This window comes from SAR86 cluster bacterium, assembly GCA_023703675.1.
Classification (GTDB): Bacteria; Pseudomonadota; Gammaproteobacteria; order Magnimaribacterales; family AG-339-G14; genus AG-339-G14.
On the sequence record CP097974.1, the window covers coordinates 744,283 to 759,775 of the forward strand.

Sequence of the window (15,493 nt, forward strand, 5' to 3'; positions counted from 1 at the left end):
AATATAATTGTACAAAATATTTATTTAAATAAACGATTTAAATTTTTTAAATCTCTGCTACTGGGAGCAATTATGTCAGAAAAAGAAATTCAATTACCTATCGATACAACTTTAGGGAAATTGCCTCAAAAAGAAAAAGGCTCATTATCACCAATAGAATGTAAATCGCCCGAAGAGCTCAGAAGACACCAATTGGAAAGGCTTGCTGCTGGCTTTAGGATGTTTTCACATTTTGGTTACGATGAAGGAATTGCAGGTCATATCACTCTAAGAGATCCAGAGTACCCTCATTATTTTTGGGTAAATCCTTTTGGAATGCATTTTGGACAGATATGCATTTCTGATTTAATTCTTGTCGACAGAGAGGGGAATATTGTTCAAGGCGAAGGTAAAATGTTGAACACAGCAGCTTTTGCTATCCATTCGAGGCTGCACGAAGCAAGACCAGACGTGAATGCAGCGGCTCATTCTCATTCCATGTATGGTAAATCTTTTTCTAGCCTTGGTAGATTATTGGAACCAATTACACAGGATTCATGTGCTTTTTTTGATAATCATGTTTTATTTGATGATTTTACTGGAGTTGTCTTAGAGACAGATGAGGGAGATAGAATAGCTAAAGCTCTTGGAGATAAAAAAGCTGCAATTTTAAAAAATCATGGGCTTTTGACAACTGGTGAATCTGTGGATGCAGCTTTATGGGCTTTTTTATCGATGGACAGATGTTGTCAATCTCAGTTGATAGCAGAATCAGCAGGTCAAATGGAAAGAATCTCGGATGAGGTTGCAGAATTAACAAAATCGCAAGTAGGATCTGAATTTGCAATGTGGGCTAGTTTTCAACCTATTTATGATTTGATGCTTGAAAAAGACGATAGTTTCTTGAATTAAAAATTTAAGGACATTCAAAGATGTTCTCATCCTATTTATTATTTTTGTTGGTGGGTTCTATTATTCACTTACTCATCCGTCATTTGTTTAAAAAAAGAAACTTCGTTGATGCGCCTGATGGCATTAAAAAACAACACAAGCTAGCATTACCAATTTCAGGGGGATTGTCATTTGGCTTAAGTTACTGTCTTTTCGTTTTTGTCGTTATCTTAATATTTTATTTCAACCTAAATGATGCTTTAAATATTCAATTACCAGTCATTGGCTATGGACCAAATTTTCCTTTTTTTTCTTTCATAATTTTGCTTCTACTTTCTTTTGTTTTATTAATCATTTGTTTAATTGATGATCTTATAAGCTTGCCAGTGTGGGTTAGATTGTTTGCGCAAATAAGTTGTTCTGTCTTATTTATACAGCTAGGAGGTGTAAGCCTGATAAATTTGGGATCTTTGCTGGGAAGTGGGGAGATCGTTTTGCAAGAATATGTTGCTTTTATCTTTACTATTTTTTGTATTGTGGGTGTGACTAATGCATTTAACTGGATTGATGGGATCGACGGTTTCTTTGGCTCACAGGTTTTGTTAGCACTTTTGGGGATGATAATCTTAAGCGGTAGAATATCTCTCTTTCATATTGCCTTTTTATCAGCTATTTCTCCTTATATTGTCATGAATCTTGGACTTTTAGGCGATAAATTCAAAGTGTTCATTGGTGATCACGGCGCCATGATGATTGGATTTCTTATTGCTGGTTCTTTAGTTTTGCTTTCCCAAGCTACTGAGGGTATTTATGTGGAAGGAATTAGACCAGTGGATGCTCTGTGGTGTGTAGGTCTAGTGCTGCTAAATGCGCTCAGAGTAATTTGGAAAAGATTAATTAAAAAAACTTCGATTTTTAGTTCCGATAGAGAACATATTCATCATTACTTTCTCGATTTAGGTTATTCAACAGAAAAAACTCTTATTATTGTTTCCTCCGTAAGTTTAATAATTTTTTCCGTAGGCATTGCATTTGCATTGCTTAAAGTTCCTGAATGGATTTCCTTATTAACTTTTCTAGGGATTTTTTTATTTTGGAACTTTTTTAGTAAATCTATTTACAGCAAACTTATGAAGCAGTAAGAATCTCTTCAATCATCCAAATAGTATCTTTTCCAAAATACATCTCATCATCGATAAAAAACGTAGGAATCCCGAATAATCCTCTTTTTACTGCGTCTTCGGTGTTTGAAATCAACTTAGCTTTAACGTCTGGATCCTGCATTTGCCCCAATAATTTTTCTGAATCAAATCCTGATTCCTCAAAAGCAGCTTTTATTACTTCGGGATCATCCATTTTTTTTGGTTCTTCCCACATGTGAACAAGGACTTTTTCAATGTAATCTTCTAAATATCCATCCATTTCTGCGGCAATAGCTCCACGAACAATTTGGAGACTAATCACTGGAAAATGGGGGTTCATTTTAAATTTTGTTAATCCATGACGATTAACAAATCTTTCTATTTCTAAAGATTGGTACTCGTTTTTATTCAAAACTCCAAAAAATTGTTCCATTGGAGGTTTATTATTCGTGGCTTTAAAAATTCCCCCCAATAGAACTGGAATGTAATTTATTTCACAATCATATTTCTCGGGAAATTTTTTCAAAACATTAAACCCAAAATATGCATTTGGGCTTGCAAAATCAAAATAAAAATCTATTTTTTTCATCAAGTCTCCTCTTCATTATCAATTGTAATTCTGGTTCTATCCGCATTAATAATCTCTATAGTGCGAGTATAGTTAATATCGCTGCAAAATCCATCCATAAACGAGTTAAAAATTTTGTCAGATACCCCAGTTCCGTCATCATAAGAAATTCCGAACAAAGTCTCACATTTTTCTACATCGGAAAGTCTGTCATCTTCTGCAAGTCCGTTTAGTAAAAAATCCACAGTGTACTCTTCATCAGACATTCGGATTCCTTTATCCAGACTAGAGTCTAAAATTAAATATTTATCGCCAGTTTCTGACCAGCTACTCCAAAGTGGCAGATTTTTTTCTCTACCCTTTCCTGGTTTTCCTGTGTAAGCAAATTCAGCCCAATATGACTGAATATCTTTTGAGAGTTGAACTGCAGGAGCATAAGAACCTCGGCCAAATAAAAAGCTTCTAATTATAAAATTTTCAAAAGTTCCAAAAACAAACAAAATTTCCAATGCATGCGCTGCGCCAACTAATTTAGACAATTCAACTCCATTTATTTCTTTCAATTCGTCCCAGTCGAAACGATAGGCATAAGTGTCTAAATGTCCGCTTTTGACGAGACTACTAGCAGGAATGTCTACTGCAGAGTTTTTCCAAAATCCTGATCCATAAAAGTTGATTGCATCATAATAATCTGGATCAATTATTTTCGTGGGCATTAAGTCAATACCGGCTGTTTTGAATAGTCCTTTTGCGGGTTTCCATTCTACAAAATTGGGGTTCATGGAATTGAAAAACTTATTTTCGTCTTTATTGGTTCCAAAAATAATGGGTACTTTATTGAAATTTGAATCGGAGTAAGCTTGTTGAAAACCACCTTTTAAGATTACGTGACCATCTGGAAATACTCTGGGCATGCCAACTTTTGCTGGTCTATTATTTAAAAGTGCTTGAGTTAATTCTTCTGGTGATGCTTTGTAAAGAAATTCTTTTTGTTGAGCCTCACTCATACCTTCTTGAACAGACCTAGCTTCTTGTAAGTTATCGGCTAATTTTTGAGAAACAACTATTTTATTAAAAATGTCTAATGAACTATCAGTGGGAGCTTCTCTATTTTCTGGCAAGTAGCTTTCACTTGCTTTTATAGATGACACACTTGAGACTCCGCTTTGAACAATAACTTTGTGAAATAATCCTGCTGCCAATGGTGAAGCAAACAGCGCAGTCACATTATGACCGCCAGCAGATTCTCCAAAAATTGTTACGTTATTAGGATCTCCTCCAAAAGCGTCTATGTTTCTCTTTATCCATTTGAGGGCAGCGATTGTATCCAGTGTTCCGAAATTACCAGATTTCTCTTCGAGTGAGGAATTTTGATCTACTAAAGAAGGATGTCTGAACCATCCAAGAGCTCCCATTCTGTATTGAATTGTGACAACGATCACTTCTTGTTCAGAGACTAACATGCTTGGATCATAAATCTTTGCATCCCCAACAATGTTCCCACCTCCATGAATCCACATCATGACGGGTAGCGGTTTATCCATTTCATTTATTTCTTGCTCTGATAATCTAGGAGACCATATATTCAAATATAGACAGTCTTCACTACCGATGAATTTTTCTTCTGCAAAAATTATTTCTCTTTGGAAGCATTCATCTTTAAATTCATTTGCCTGCAACAGCCCATTCCAGCTTTCTGCAGGTTCTGGCGTTTTCCACCTAAGATTTCCTATAGGTGCTTTAGCGAATGGAATTCCTTTCCATGCAAAAGTATTATTATCGTAATTTGTTCCGATCACTAATCCTTGAGAAGTGTCACGAATTGAGTCTTCATTAGATACGTTGCTGCAGGAAACAACAATGAAAACCATAATTGCGTAAACTAAGTACTTCATATTTTTTATTTTGATTTTATTTTAGAAATTTCTTAGCTATCATTATCCAAGAAATTAACTAAATAAGACAATAAAAATTATGCAAATTGCTCCAATACCTACTCTTTCAAATGAAATTAATGACATCCGAACAAAGACAGCAAATATAGTCTCCGAGCAAATAATTCCTAACGAATCCAAAATTTACAAAGGTGGAGACAATGCGAAATCTATCAGGTCAGAAATTAGAGAAACAGTAAAATCTGAAAATCTTTGGGCACCCCATTTACCTCAAGAGTATGGGGGCATGGGAATTGGTTTTATGGCTCATGCTTACATGAATGAAATTTTAGCTTGGTCGCCTCTTTCAAATAGGTTGTTTGGAGTAATCGCACCCAACTCAGGCAATCAAAAAGTTCTATTGAAATACGGAACCAATGAACAAAAAAAGAAATGGTTAGAACCCCTAGTTGCCGGTGAAATGGAATCCGCCTTTTCGATGACAGAACCCGATAGTGCTGGTTCCGATCCTAGATCTATAAAAACAACTGCAGTTAAAGATGGAGATGAATGGGTAATAAATGGTCATAAAGTGATGACTTCCAATGGAATAAGAGCAGATTTTGCAATTGTGATGTGCAGAACTGAAGAAGAATCTGATTCTGGAGAAGTAAATTCCAAGATGACTCAAATTATAGTCCCCACAAATTCTCCTGGATTCAATATCATAAGATCAGTACCAATTTGGGGTCATACTGGAGGCGACCACGTAGAAATCAAATATGAAAACGTGAGAGTTCCTTTAGAAAATCAACTAGGTGCAAGAGGATCTGGTCATGCTGCAGCTCAAGATAGATTGGGTGCTGGAAGAGTTTTTCATTGCATGAACAGTATAGGTCAAATGTGGCGTGCTTTTGATCTTATGTCTAAGAGAACTACAACTAGAGAAGTTCATGGTGGTCTTCTTGAAAGCAAGCAAATGATTCAAGGTTTTATTGCCGACTCATACATAGACATCCAAACTGCAAGATTAATGACAATACATTGTGCTGAAGTTATGGACTCTGACGGTGATCCAAGAGTAGATATATCAGCAATCAAAATTTATGTTCCGGCAGCCATGCATAGAGTTGTTGATCGAGCTATCCAAGTTTACGGTTGGAAAGGTGTTTCTGCAGATTTACCTTTATTTGGAATGTATCAAGGAGCAAGGACATTGCGTCTAGCCGATGGTCCAGATGAAGTTCACAGAATTTTAATCGCTAAACAAATTCTCAAAAAATATAAAGACGGACTTTCTTGGGATTTCGGAGTTTAAAGTTTTATCTTATTATTTTAACGTTTTTACCTATCGTGTCGTCGATCCAATTTCTGGATTCAAAGTCTTTAAGTTTAATTGACGAACTAGCGGTTGCAATAAGCTCATCATCTTGAAACAAATCGGCAGAAGAGAATGCAATTGATTTCCCTATTTTATTAATTCTCGCTACTGCAATTGTCAACTTTGGTCCGCCAGAAGATAAAAAATTTACGTTTACGTCTATTGATAAGGGAACTTTCTTAAAATCAACCAATTGCATGACTAGAAAAGCCATACTGGCATCTAGCATAGTTGTAATGAATCCACCTTGAAGAATTGTGCCATCTGAATGACAAAAAAATTCATCGGGGTTAAATGACATTTTTAACGTCTGTTCCTTGAAGTTCATTTCTAAAACTTCAGCATCCATCTTTTCTAAATAGGCTGGAAGGTTTTTATTTTTGCTCATCGTTAAATATTGGAAAAAGCTTCTAAGGCTCTTTTTCTTGATTCTTTTAAATCAACTATCATTTTAGGGTAGCTTATATTTAGCCTAAAATCATTAGGAGGGTTATGAATTAATTTTTCAGGCACATCTTTAAGAACTGGTATAAATTTTTTTATAAACTCGCCCTTCTTATCGAATTTTTCTGACTGAGTTATTGGATTAAAAATTCTGAAATAAGGAGCTGCATCCACGCCAGTTGAAGCGCTCCACTGCCACCCTCCATTGTTTGAAGCATGATCTCCATCTATGAGCCTTTTCATGAAATATTGTTCGCCTCGCCTCCAATCAATGAGTAAATTTTTTGTTAAAAACATAGCAACTACCATTCTTAATCTATTATGCATCCAACCCGTTTCGTTCAATTGAGTCATAGCGGCATCAATTAATGGTATGCCCGTTCTTCCTTTACACCAATCTTGAAAATCTTTTTCATCATCTCTCCATTTCATAAGATCATATTTTTCGCTAAAGGATTTATTTTGACTGACTCTTGGAAAGTGAAAAATAATATATTTGTAAAACTCTCTCCATAGAATTTCATTCATCCAAGCATGCTGCCCTGTTCCCGGGGAATCATCAAAAGTTTCAAGTAATTTATTTAGACAATATTTTGCTGAAATCATACCCGAAGTTAAATAAGGAGAAAGCTTGCTAGTTGAATCAAGTGAAGGAAAATCTCTTAGTTTTTTATAATCCGAAACTTTATCTTTAACAAATTGTTCAAAAATATTAATTACAGTTTCAGAACCAACTGGGTACTTAGAAATTGCGTTTAAAAAATTCTCATCGGTTAATTCATAATTTGGTATGTCGTCGCTGTCTTCAACTAACAAATTTTGATCTAAAGGTTCGGGTAGAATTGCTAAATCCTTTTCGGTTAGTTCCGCTCTAAATACTTTTGAGTAAGGCGTAAAAACTCGGAAATAATTTCCAGTGCCTGTTTTTATCAACTCAGGATTAATTATAGAAGAATCAAAAATATTTAAGTTAACATTGATTTCTCCTAATTCACTTTTAAGGTTTTCGTCTCTTAATCTTTCATTGCAACCATATTCTCGATTAATAAAGACTTCGTTGATTTTGTATTCGCTGACAAAATTTAGAATCTTATCAACCTCCGTTTTAATTCCATCTGCATGAATTACTTTAAAGCTGATATTTTTCCTTATTAATTCGTCTTTCAACTGATGTAGATGATTTAGCTGAAATTTAATTTTTAAGGGACTGTCATTATGATTTTCCCATTTTTTCGGATTAAAAATGTATGCCGCGATTAATCCATTTTTACCTAATGAAGCATTATAAAGAGCAATGTTGTCTTGTAATCTGAGATCGTTAGAAAATATAAAAAGTTTTTTCATATCTGGTGACAAGATGATGGTAACGCTTTGCCCAAAACTTTAATTTAACATCATCCTGTCATTAAAATGGGTTGATGCTAGTTACACCAACCCGATAAATCTGAGATAGGAGAGATTTCTGGGGAGAAAAGAATCTCAGATTTGTTGTAATATTACTCTTACTCAGTGAGTAAACGGGTTATAAATATAAAAAAATTAGTTATTAAAAGTTATAAGAAAATTTGCCTTAATGGAATATTATTCCAGCGTTTTTCAACCTTTCAATTAATGGTTGGCCAAGACCTGATGCAGGTGTTAAAAACCCACCAAAATTTTCTCCTCCAGGAAGATCATTGCAAAGTGCAATCGTTAAAGCTGATTCACATACCATTTTTGAAGTGGATTTATAGCCCGGGTCTCCATCTCCATAAATTGTTGAAACCTGCTTTTCTCCATCCTCTGCTTCTGCAATGAATACACCCTTAAACCAACCTTTTTCTTGAATTTCTGTTGAAGGCCCTTCTCCTGGTTTTGGCAAAAACCTTCTTACTAAGTGTTTTAAAGGCGTTGAAATTATTAAAAAAGCCGCGATTAACCCGAATGTAGCTAGCCTAGCTGCTGATTTAGATGAATATGCTCCATGCTCTTTAAAGGTAAAATTAGCTCCATACGGTTTTTGACTCATCTCCATCAATGCCGCAGACCTTCTTACAACTCTTGTATTAGCAACGGCAAACAAACCTAATCCAGACCATTTTTTGGCTTCATCTATCCATTTTATTTTTATCGAATCTTTACCACTTTCTCTTTGGAGCTCAGAAACTGAGCCCTTTGGATTCAATAGGAATGGATCACGCATCTCTTTTGGCAATCTTCCCATAGTGAAAATTGATTCAATAGTTCCTCCAGAAGCACCTCCAAAAGCTGAATGGAAAACATCTACTTTTTTAACTGCTTTGTTCATTTTATTTATTGCAAACAAAGTTCCTAAATCAGAGGGTAAAGAATCATAACCACATGAGGGAATAATTCTTACTCCTCTAGCAACAGCTTCTTCATGATAAAGATCCATTTGCTTTTTTACCCAATGGTTCTCTCCGGTAATGTCAACGTAATGAGTATTCTCGAAAACACAGGCTTTCATTAGTAATGACCCATACTTGGCATAAGGACCAGCAGTGGTCAACAAAACTTTCGTCGTCTTCGCTATATCGCGTAATTCTTCGTAATTATTTGCATCGGCAATTAACATGTCACAATCTAGATCTAGCTCCATTTTTACCTGTTTTAATTTATCTTCATTTCTTCCAGCAATTGCCCAAGATAAATCAGGATAATTTTCTTTTAAATATTTAGCACAAAGTTTTCCTGTAAAACCGGTAGCTCCAAAGACTAAAACTTTATATTTTCTTTCCATAATTTTCTCAAATAGATTTTTAAATATATTATATTGTGAGAGTATTTAAAAATTAATTGGAGATATTATGATCAATAAACAGTTTAATTTAGCGAAAAGACCAAATGGAATGCCTGAAGATGATTGTTGGGAGCTGCAAGAAAATGAAATACCTGATTTACTTGAAAATCAAATATTAATTGAAGTTAATTACCTTTCTGTTGATCCTTACATGAGAGGGCGCATGAACGATATGAAATCATATGCCGAGCCAGTAAAGATAGGTGGCATTATGGTTGGAGAAAGTGTCGGAAAAGTTATTCAATCTAGATCTGAAAAATACAATATTGGAGATTTCGTAACTGCTCATTTAGGATGGCAAACACATATAGTTGCTGACGATAACAGTTTATTTGTTAGAAGAATTTATCCTGATCTTGCACCAATACAGGCATTTCTTGGAGTAGCTGGAATGCCTGGTAGAACGGCGTATTTTGGTTTATTAGATGTAGGAAAATTAAAACCTGAAGATACCGTAGTCGTTTCAGCGGCATCTGGAGCTGTAGGCTCAGTAGTGGGTCAGCTTGCTAAATTAAAAGGATGTAAAACAATAGGAATCGCTGGAGGCAAAGAAAAGTGTTCATTTGTTAAAGACGAAATGGGATTAGATCATGCTATCGATTATAAATCTGGAGATCTTGAAAAGAGTCTTAACGATGCTTGTCCAAATGGTATAGACATCTATTTCGAAAATGTTGGTGGTGAGGTCTCGAACGCAGTAGCGCCTTTAATTAACCATGGAGCTAGAGTTCCTATTTGTGGTTATATTTCTGCTTATAATTCTTTTAATCCTGATATGGATAGCAGAGATGACCTTCCTGAAACCCCCTTTGATGTTTTTGGTTCTTTAGATCCAGTTCCAGAGCACAGATTTTTTGTAGTGACTGAATTTATGGACAAATGGGATATGGCTACCAAAGAACTTACAGAATGGATTAGAAAAGGCGAAATAAAATATAAAGAGTCTGTTTTAGAAGGATTTGAAAATATGCCTCAAGGTTTGAGAAACGTGCTCTCGGGTAAAAATTTTGGAAAACAGTTAATTAAGGTTTAGGTATTTAAAGATAAAAATTTAAGAGTTTATTTCCTCAAAAATAGCTTTACCTATTTCAGCTGGGCTTTTTACAATTCTTACTCCGGCAAGCTCCAAAGCTTTAAATTTATCGATTGCTGTTCCTTTGCCACCCGAAATGATTGCTCCTGCGTGCCCCATTCTTTTTCCTGTAGGCGCGCTTACACCTGCAATATAAGATACTACTGGTTTATTAATTTTTTCTTGGATATATTCAGCTGCTTCTTCTTCTGCTGTTCCTCCTATTTCACCAACCATAACAATCCCTTCTGTTTGCGAATCTTCTTCAAACATTTTTAAGATGTCTATAAAGCTCGATCCTGGAATTGGATCTCCTCCTATACCCACACAACTTGATTGACCTAATCCAATTTCGGTTGTTTGATCTACTGCTTCATAAGTAAGGGTCCCTGACCTAGAAACAATTCCTACTTTTCCTTTCTTGTGAATTTCCACAGGCATTATCCCCAATTTTGCTTCTCCCGGGGTTATTACCCCAGGACAATTTGGACCAATAATCTTGACTCCCATTTCATCTGCCTTTGCTTTTAAATACAGCATATCAAGTGTTGGAATTCCTTCGGTGATTACAATGACTAACTTTAAACCAGAGTCTAAGGCATCATTTATTGAATCTTTACAATATGGAGCTGGTACAAATATTATCGAAGTATCTGCACCTGTGCTTTCAATTGCCTCTGAGGCATTTTCAAATACGGGGCGGTCAAGATGTATTTGCCCTGCCTTTCCTGGAGTCACTCCACCAACAATTTTAGTTCCATATTCAATTGATTGAGAACAATGCAACGTAGCTTGAGAACCAGTAAAACCCTGACAAATAGCAATTGTATTTTTGTTAATAAGGATACTCATTTAGATAGTTCCACAGCTTTTTTTGCTGCTTTAGATAAATCTAATTCTGTGAAGACATTCAATTTGCTCTTCTCGAGAAGGCTCTTTGCAATTTCTGAGTTATTACCTTTTAAACGAACAACAACTGGTATCTTGATACCAACATCTTTAATAGCGGAAATTATTCCTTCTGCAACGACATCACATCTCACAATTCCGCCAAAAACATTAATCAAAATTGATTTAACTTTTGAGTCTGAAATGATTATTTTGAAGGCCTCAGTTACACTTTCTTTATTCACAGCCCCGCCTACATCAAGAAAATTTGCTGGAAATCCTCCTGCTAATTTAATAATGTCCATTGTGCCCATTGCCAGCCCTGCTCCATTGACCATACATCCAACACTTCCATCCAAAGTTACATAATTTAATCCCCACTTGGAAGCCTCTAACTCCAGAATATCTTCTTGGGACTCATCTCTCATTTTTTTTATCAAATCTTGTCTGTAAAGTGCATTGCTATCTACATTAATTTTTCCATCCAAACACTTTAGCTTTCCTTCTTTATCTATGACCAACGGATTAATTTCAATTAAAGAAAAATCTTTTTCAGTAAATAGATTGATAAGGTTTTTTAACATTAAACTAAAATCTGATTTTTGAGAGTTATTTAAATTTAACCCCATAGAGAGCGAATCAACATCTTCCTCTTTAATTTGGTTAGATGAGTTTAAGAAAACTTTAAATATTTTTTCAGGGCTGTTTGTTGCAACTGTTTCAATATCTACTCCTCCTTCAGGTGACGCGATCAAAGCAATAGATCTTGTCGTTCTATCAATCACTAATCCTAAATAAAGCTCTTTTTCTATATCGGTACATTCTTCTAAAAGAATGCAAGAAACTGGTTGTCCTTTAGCATCAGTTTGATAAGTTACTAGATTTTTTCCTAACCATTTTTTACAAAACTCTCTTATTTCTTCGGGTGATTTGGTAAGCAAAACCCCTCCTGCTTTCCCTCTACCTCCAGCATGAACTTGAGCTTTTACAACATATTCTTTTACTTTTAAGTTTGTAGTGGCTTGTTCAATATCATCAATCGAAAAAATCAATTCTGATTTTGAAACTGGAAGACTGTAACTTTTAAATAAAGACTTTGCTTGATATTCGTGTAAATTCAAAGTGCCTGAATGGTAGCAAGAAAGAGAAAATAAAAAAAGAAGTTAGATTGGTAAATTTATACCGCTCTCTTAATGAGCATTTTTTTTATCTCGTTTATCGCTTTGTTTGGGTTTAACCCCTTAGGACAAACTGATACACAATTCATTATTCCATGACATCTAAAAACACTGAAAGCATCTTCCAATTGGTCTAATCTCTCCTCAGTCGCAACATCTCTGCTATCTGAAATAAATCTGTATGCTTGAAGAAGTGCAGCTGGACCCAAAAATTTATCAGGGTTCCACCAAAAAGAAGGACAGGCAGTCGAGCAACAACCGCACATTATACATTCATACAAACCATCCAATTTATCTCTATCCTCGATAGTTTGTGGAATCTCTTTTCCATCATTTGCTTTTTCAGTGATTAAATAAGGCTGAATTTTTTTGTATTGATCGACAAATTGAGTCATATCAACAATTAAATCTTTAACAACTGGCAGTCCTGGAAGTGGTCTAAGTTCCAATTTGTTTCCTTTAACTGCTTCTGATAGTGGAGTGATGCATCCTAAACCATTTTTTCCGTTAATGTTCATTCCATCTGAACCACATACACCTTCTCTACAAGATCTTCTAAAAGAAATTGTTGGATCAACCTCTTTAGCAATTTGAAGAGCGTCTAAAACCATAATGTCTTTATCCTTGGGGATATCGATATCAAGGGACTGCATATAAGGTTTGTTGCCCACATCAGGGTCATACCTATAAATACTTATTTTCAGAGTTTTTAATTGTTCTGCGGCAATAGAATTCATTAGTAAGTTCGGGTAAAGGGTTGAAAGGCTTGAACAATCTTTGGTCTAAAATTTACGTCTCTCTTAGAAACTTCCTTTGAACCTTTAAAATAAATAGAATGTTTCAGCCAGTTTTCGTCATCTCTTTCTGGATAGTCGTCTCTGGAGTGAGCTCCTCTGCTTTCTTTTCTTTCGTAGGCACAAATTGCAGTAGCCTCCGCAACTTCGAGAAGATTTAAAAGCTCTAAAGCCTCTACCCTTGCAGTATTAAATTTAGATGATTTGTCTGCAAGATGGAGACCTTCTGATCTTTCGCGAATCGTATTTATTTCTTCAATCCCTTGCTTCATATTTTCTTCACTTCTAAATACACCAAAACTCATTTGCATAACTTCTTGAAGATCTTTTTTAATTTTTGGTGAGTTTTCTCCTTCGAGACTAGAATTGACACGATTGATATTTTTTAAAGATTCATTTATGTTTTCGCTGCTAGGCTCGGCTATTCCAATTCCCTGTTTAAAGGAATCTTCAATATGTAGTCCTGCCGATCTTCCAAACACAACAAGATCCAAAAGTGAATTTCCTCCCAGCCTATTTCCTCCATGAACAGAAACACAAGCCGCTTCTCCAGCAGCATAAAGTCCTTCAACCACTTTGTCTGAACCATCGGCTTGTTGAGTTAAAACTTGACCATGTACATTAGTAGGAATTCCTCCCATTGCATAATGGCAAGTAGGAACTACGGGTATAGGATGGTCTGCTGGGTCAACGTGAGCAAAGGTTTTTGAAAGTTCTGTTATACCAGGAAGTCTTTTGTGAAGTAATTCGGCTCCCAAGTGATCAAGTTTTAAAAAACAGTGATCTTTTTCAGGTCCACAACCTCTCCCTTCGATAATTTCTAGCATCATTGATCTAGCAACAACATCTCTACTAGCTAAGTCTTTTGCGTTAGGAGCATAACGTTCCATAAACCTTTCACCATCTTTGTTTATCAAATATCCCCCTTCTCCTCTACATCCTTCCGTAACAAGCGTTCCTGCACCATGTATTCCAGTTGGATGAAACTGCCACATTTCCATATCTTGAACAGCTAAACCTGCCCTTAAAGCCATTCCTGTGCCATCTCCGGTATTAATAAGTGCGTTAGTTGTAGATTTATAGATTCTTCCAGCTCCGCCAGTTGCTAAAACTGTAGCTTTAGCTTTTAAAAAGTAAGCCTCCCCAGATTCGATCTCAAACGCGATAACACCTGTGACCTGTTTTGAGTCATTGAGGACTAAATCAACGGCAAACCACTCGCTTAAGAAATTAGTTCCAGCCTTAATATTAGCTTGATATAGAGTGTGCAAAAGAGCATGGCCAGTTCTATCAGCAGCCGCACAAGTTCTTTCTGCTTGCCCGCCTTTTCCATAATCTTTCGATTGTCCCCCGAAAGCTCTTTGATAAATTTTTCCTTCTTCTGTTCTTGAAAATGGTAGCCCCATATTTTCGAGTTCGAAAACCGTAGCAGGACCTTCTTGGCACATATATTCAATAGAATCTTGGTCTCCAATAAAATCTGAACCTTTAACTGTATCGTACATATGCCATCTCCAATCATCGTTGGGATCAGCACTTGCAATGGCACATGTTATACCTCCTTGAGCAGAAACTGTGTGCGATCTAGTAGGAAATACTTTGGAAACAACAGCGGTATTCATGCCGGATTGAGCCAATTGTAGACCTGCCATAAGTCCCGAACCCCCACCGCCGACAATTATTCCATCGAATTCTTTGACGGGAAGACTTGACGCTTCTAAATATCCTTTTCCATTCATTGCCATTTTAAATTCCTAAAATATTATAAAAATAGTACAAACAAAGGCTCCTAAGATTTGCAGATAACTAAAGGCTAAAACTGAAATCTGAAGAAAATTAGAAGATTTTCCTACTCTAGCTACAGTTAGATAATCTTCAATAATATGATGAATACCTTTTATAGAATGGTAAGAAATCGAAACTAAAACCAATAAAGTTCCTATCTTTATCCATAGGATATCAAAAAAACTTACCAGTTGAGCGTAATTTAAAGGCATATACATCAACCAATAATAGGTTATAACTGAAAAATATAGTGCTTGAATAACGGCTGAAAGTCTTACCATCAGGTAATCAAAAATACCTGTTCTTTTGAAAGTATAGACCTTTGTTACCATATCAAAATTGAAAACCAAGCAATTAATAAGCCGCTAACTAAGAAAGTTCCATAAGCACTAAAAGAACCGGATCTTAAAGTCTCCCAGTATCCTAGGTCCATAATTAAATGTCTTATTCCAGCAACATAGTGGTAAGTAATGCCTGCCACAAACAAATTGAAGGCCAGTTTTATCACAATTAAATCTGATAACTGAACAATTTGGTTAAAGCCTTCCTGTGAGCTAGTTGCTATAAGCAAGGCTGCTAAGAAGGGAAAAAGAAGAAAAAATACTCCAATTGCAGAGATTCTATGTGTAATAGAGGCCTTGGCAGTTATTGGCAGTCTAATTTTAAGTAAGTTTAAAAAAAGAGGTGGTTTGGACAT

The 15,493-nt window shown here is 35.6% G+C and carries 15 protein-coding genes; 4 read left to right on the forward strand and 11 right to left on the reverse strand.

Features of this window, described 5'->3' with window-relative positions; translation table 11 throughout:
• Positions 1-72 precede the first annotated feature (72 nt).
• Both M9C82_03720 and M9C82_03725 read left to right on the forward strand, forming a co-directional pair.
• The gene (locus M9C82_03720; protein URQ73078.1) at positions 73-891 is read left to right on the forward strand and encodes a class II aldolase/adducin family protein; all 819 of its coding nucleotides are present in this window, start codon (positions 73-75) and stop codon (positions 889-891) included.
• A gap of 20 nt (positions 892-911) precedes the next feature.
• The gene (locus M9C82_03725; protein URQ73079.1) at positions 912-2,012 is read left to right on the forward strand and encodes a hypothetical protein; all 1,101 of its coding nucleotides are present in this window, start codon (positions 912-914) and stop codon (positions 2,010-2,012) included.
• On the opposite strand, the gene M9C82_03730 is transcribed toward M9C82_03725, so the two are convergent.
• A complete protein-coding gene (locus M9C82_03730) occupies positions 1,999-2,601 on the reverse strand; it encodes a 2-hydroxychromene-2-carboxylate isomerase (GenBank protein URQ73080.1) in 603 nt (200 codons plus the stop codon). The two genes, M9C82_03725 and M9C82_03730, sit on opposite strands and share 14 nt — an antisense overlap.
• Positions 2,601-4,475: a carboxylesterase family protein gene (locus M9C82_03735; GenBank protein ID URQ73081.1), complete on the reverse strand. Its 1,875-nt coding sequence runs from the start codon at positions 4,473-4,475 to the stop codon at positions 2,601-2,603. Before M9C82_03735 ends, M9C82_03730 begins: the two co-directional genes overlap by 1 nt.
• 79 nt (positions 4,476-4,554) lie before the next feature.
• Here M9C82_03735 and M9C82_03740 point away from each other — a divergent pair, with 79 nt between their 5' ends.
• Positions 4,555-5,772, forward strand: coding sequence for an acyl-CoA dehydrogenase family protein (locus M9C82_03740; protein URQ73082.1), 1,218 nt, complete (start codon positions 4,555-4,557; stop codon positions 5,770-5,772).
• A 4-nt stretch (positions 5,773-5,776) separates the two neighbouring features.
• Here M9C82_03740 and M9C82_03745 read toward each other — a convergent pair whose 3' ends face one another.
• From M9C82_03745 to M9C82_03755, 3 genes are all read right to left on the reverse strand, one after another.
• On the reverse strand, positions 5,777-6,223 hold the full coding sequence (locus M9C82_03745) for a PaaI family thioesterase (protein ID URQ73083.1): 447 nt from the start codon (positions 6,221-6,223) through the stop codon (positions 5,777-5,779).
• A 2-nt stretch (positions 6,224-6,225) separates the two neighbouring features.
• Positions 6,226-7,623: a DNA photolyase family protein gene (locus M9C82_03750; protein URQ73084.1), complete on the reverse strand. Its 1,398-nt coding sequence runs from the start codon at positions 7,621-7,623 to the stop codon at positions 6,226-6,228.
• A gap of 226 nt (positions 7,624-7,849) precedes the next feature.
• On the reverse strand, positions 7,850-9,019 hold the full coding sequence (locus tag M9C82_03755; GenBank protein URQ73085.1) for a saccharopine dehydrogenase NADP-binding domain-containing protein: 1,170 nt from the start codon (positions 9,017-9,019) through the stop codon (positions 7,850-7,852).
• Between the two features lie 67 nt (positions 9,020-9,086).
• On the opposite strand from M9C82_03755, the gene M9C82_03760 reads away from it, so the two are divergent.
• Positions 9,087-10,112 (forward strand): NADP-dependent oxidoreductase, encoded by a 1,026-nt coding sequence (locus tag M9C82_03760; GenBank protein ID URQ73086.1) that lies wholly within the window; start codon positions 9,087-9,089, stop codon positions 10,110-10,112.
• A gap of 18 nt (positions 10,113-10,130) precedes the next feature.
• Here the strand turns inward: M9C82_03760 and sucD are convergent, their stop codons facing one another.
• The 6 genes from sucD to sdhC are packed head-to-tail and all read right to left on the reverse strand — an operon-like array spanning position 10,131 to position 15,493.
• Positions 10,131-11,003 carry a succinate--CoA ligase subunit alpha gene (gene sucD / locus M9C82_03765; protein URQ73087.1) on the reverse strand — a complete coding sequence of 291 codons (873 nt, stop codon included), beginning with the start codon at positions 11,001-11,003 and terminating at the stop codon, positions 10,131-10,133.
• Positions 11,000-12,160: an ADP-forming succinate--CoA ligase subunit beta gene (gene sucC, locus M9C82_03770; GenBank protein URQ73088.1), complete on the reverse strand. Its 1,161-nt coding sequence runs from the start codon at positions 12,158-12,160 to the stop codon at positions 11,000-11,002. Before sucC ends, sucD begins: the two co-directional genes overlap by 4 nt.
• A 56-nt stretch (positions 12,161-12,216) precedes the next feature.
• Positions 12,217-12,954, reverse strand: a complete 738-nt coding sequence (locus tag M9C82_03775) for a succinate dehydrogenase iron-sulfur subunit (protein URQ73089.1) — start codon at positions 12,952-12,954, stop codon at positions 12,217-12,219.
• Positions 12,954-14,750 carry a succinate dehydrogenase flavoprotein subunit gene (gene sdhA, locus M9C82_03780; GenBank protein ID URQ74120.1) on the reverse strand — a complete coding sequence of 599 codons (1,797 nt, stop codon included), beginning with the start codon at positions 14,748-14,750 and terminating at the stop codon, positions 12,954-12,956. The genes M9C82_03775 and sdhA overlap by 1 nt, the downstream gene beginning before the upstream one ends.
• Positions 14,751-14,765: 15 nt before the next feature.
• On the reverse strand, positions 14,766-15,128 hold the full coding sequence (sdhD, locus tag M9C82_03785; GenBank protein ID URQ73090.1) for a succinate dehydrogenase, hydrophobic membrane anchor protein: 363 nt from the start codon (positions 15,126-15,128) through the stop codon (positions 14,766-14,768).
• Complete coding sequence (sdhC, locus tag M9C82_03790; GenBank protein URQ73091.1) at positions 15,122-15,493, reverse strand: succinate dehydrogenase, cytochrome b556 subunit; 372 nt, start codon at positions 15,491-15,493, stop codon at positions 15,122-15,124. The genes sdhD and sdhC overlap by 7 nt, the downstream gene beginning before the upstream one ends.

Coding starts and splice junctions, on each gene's coding strand:
- M9C82_03720 (URQ73078.1), top strand. CDS start 73: ATGTCAGAAAAAGAAATTCAATTACCTATCGATACAACTTTAGGGAAA.
- M9C82_03725 (URQ73079.1), top strand. CDS start 912: ATGTTCTCATCCTATTTATTATTTTTGTTGGTGGGTTCTATTATTCAC.
- M9C82_03730 (URQ73080.1), bottom strand. CDS start 2,601: ATGAAAAAAATAGATTTTTATTTTGATTTTGCAAGCCCAAATGCATAT.
- M9C82_03735 (URQ73081.1), bottom strand. CDS start 4,475: ATGAAGTACTTAGTTTACGCAATTATGGTTTTCATTGTTGTTTCCTGC.
- M9C82_03740 (URQ73082.1), top strand. CDS start 4,555: ATGCAAATTGCTCCAATACCTACTCTTTCAAATGAAATTAATGACATC.
- M9C82_03745 (URQ73083.1), bottom strand. CDS start 6,223: ATGAGCAAAAATAAAAACCTTCCAGCCTATTTAGAAAAGATGGATGCT.
- M9C82_03750 (URQ73084.1), bottom strand. CDS start 7,623: ATGAAAAAACTTTTTATATTTTCTAACGATCTCAGATTACAAGACAAC.
- M9C82_03755 (URQ73085.1), bottom strand. CDS start 9,019: ATGGAAAGAAAATATAAAGTTTTAGTCTTTGGAGCTACCGGTTTTACA.
- M9C82_03760 (URQ73086.1), top strand. CDS start 9,087: ATGATCAATAAACAGTTTAATTTAGCGAAAAGACCAAATGGAATGCCT.
- sucD (URQ73087.1), bottom strand. CDS start 11,003: ATGAGTATCCTTATTAACAAAAATACAATTGCTATTTGTCAGGGTTTT.
- M9C82_03775 (URQ73089.1), bottom strand. CDS start 12,954: ATGAATTCTATTGCCGCAGAACAATTAAAAACTCTGAAAATAAGTATT.
- sdhA (URQ74120.1), bottom strand. CDS start 14,750: ATGAATGGAAAAGGATATTTAGAAGCGTCAAGTCTTCCCGTCAAAGAA.
- sdhD (URQ73090.1), bottom strand. CDS start 15,128: ATGGTAACAAAGGTCTATACTTTCAAAAGAACAGGTATTTTTGATTAC.
- sdhC (URQ73091.1), bottom strand. CDS start 15,493: ATGTCCAAACCACCTCTTTTTTTAAACTTACTTAAAATTAGACTGCCA.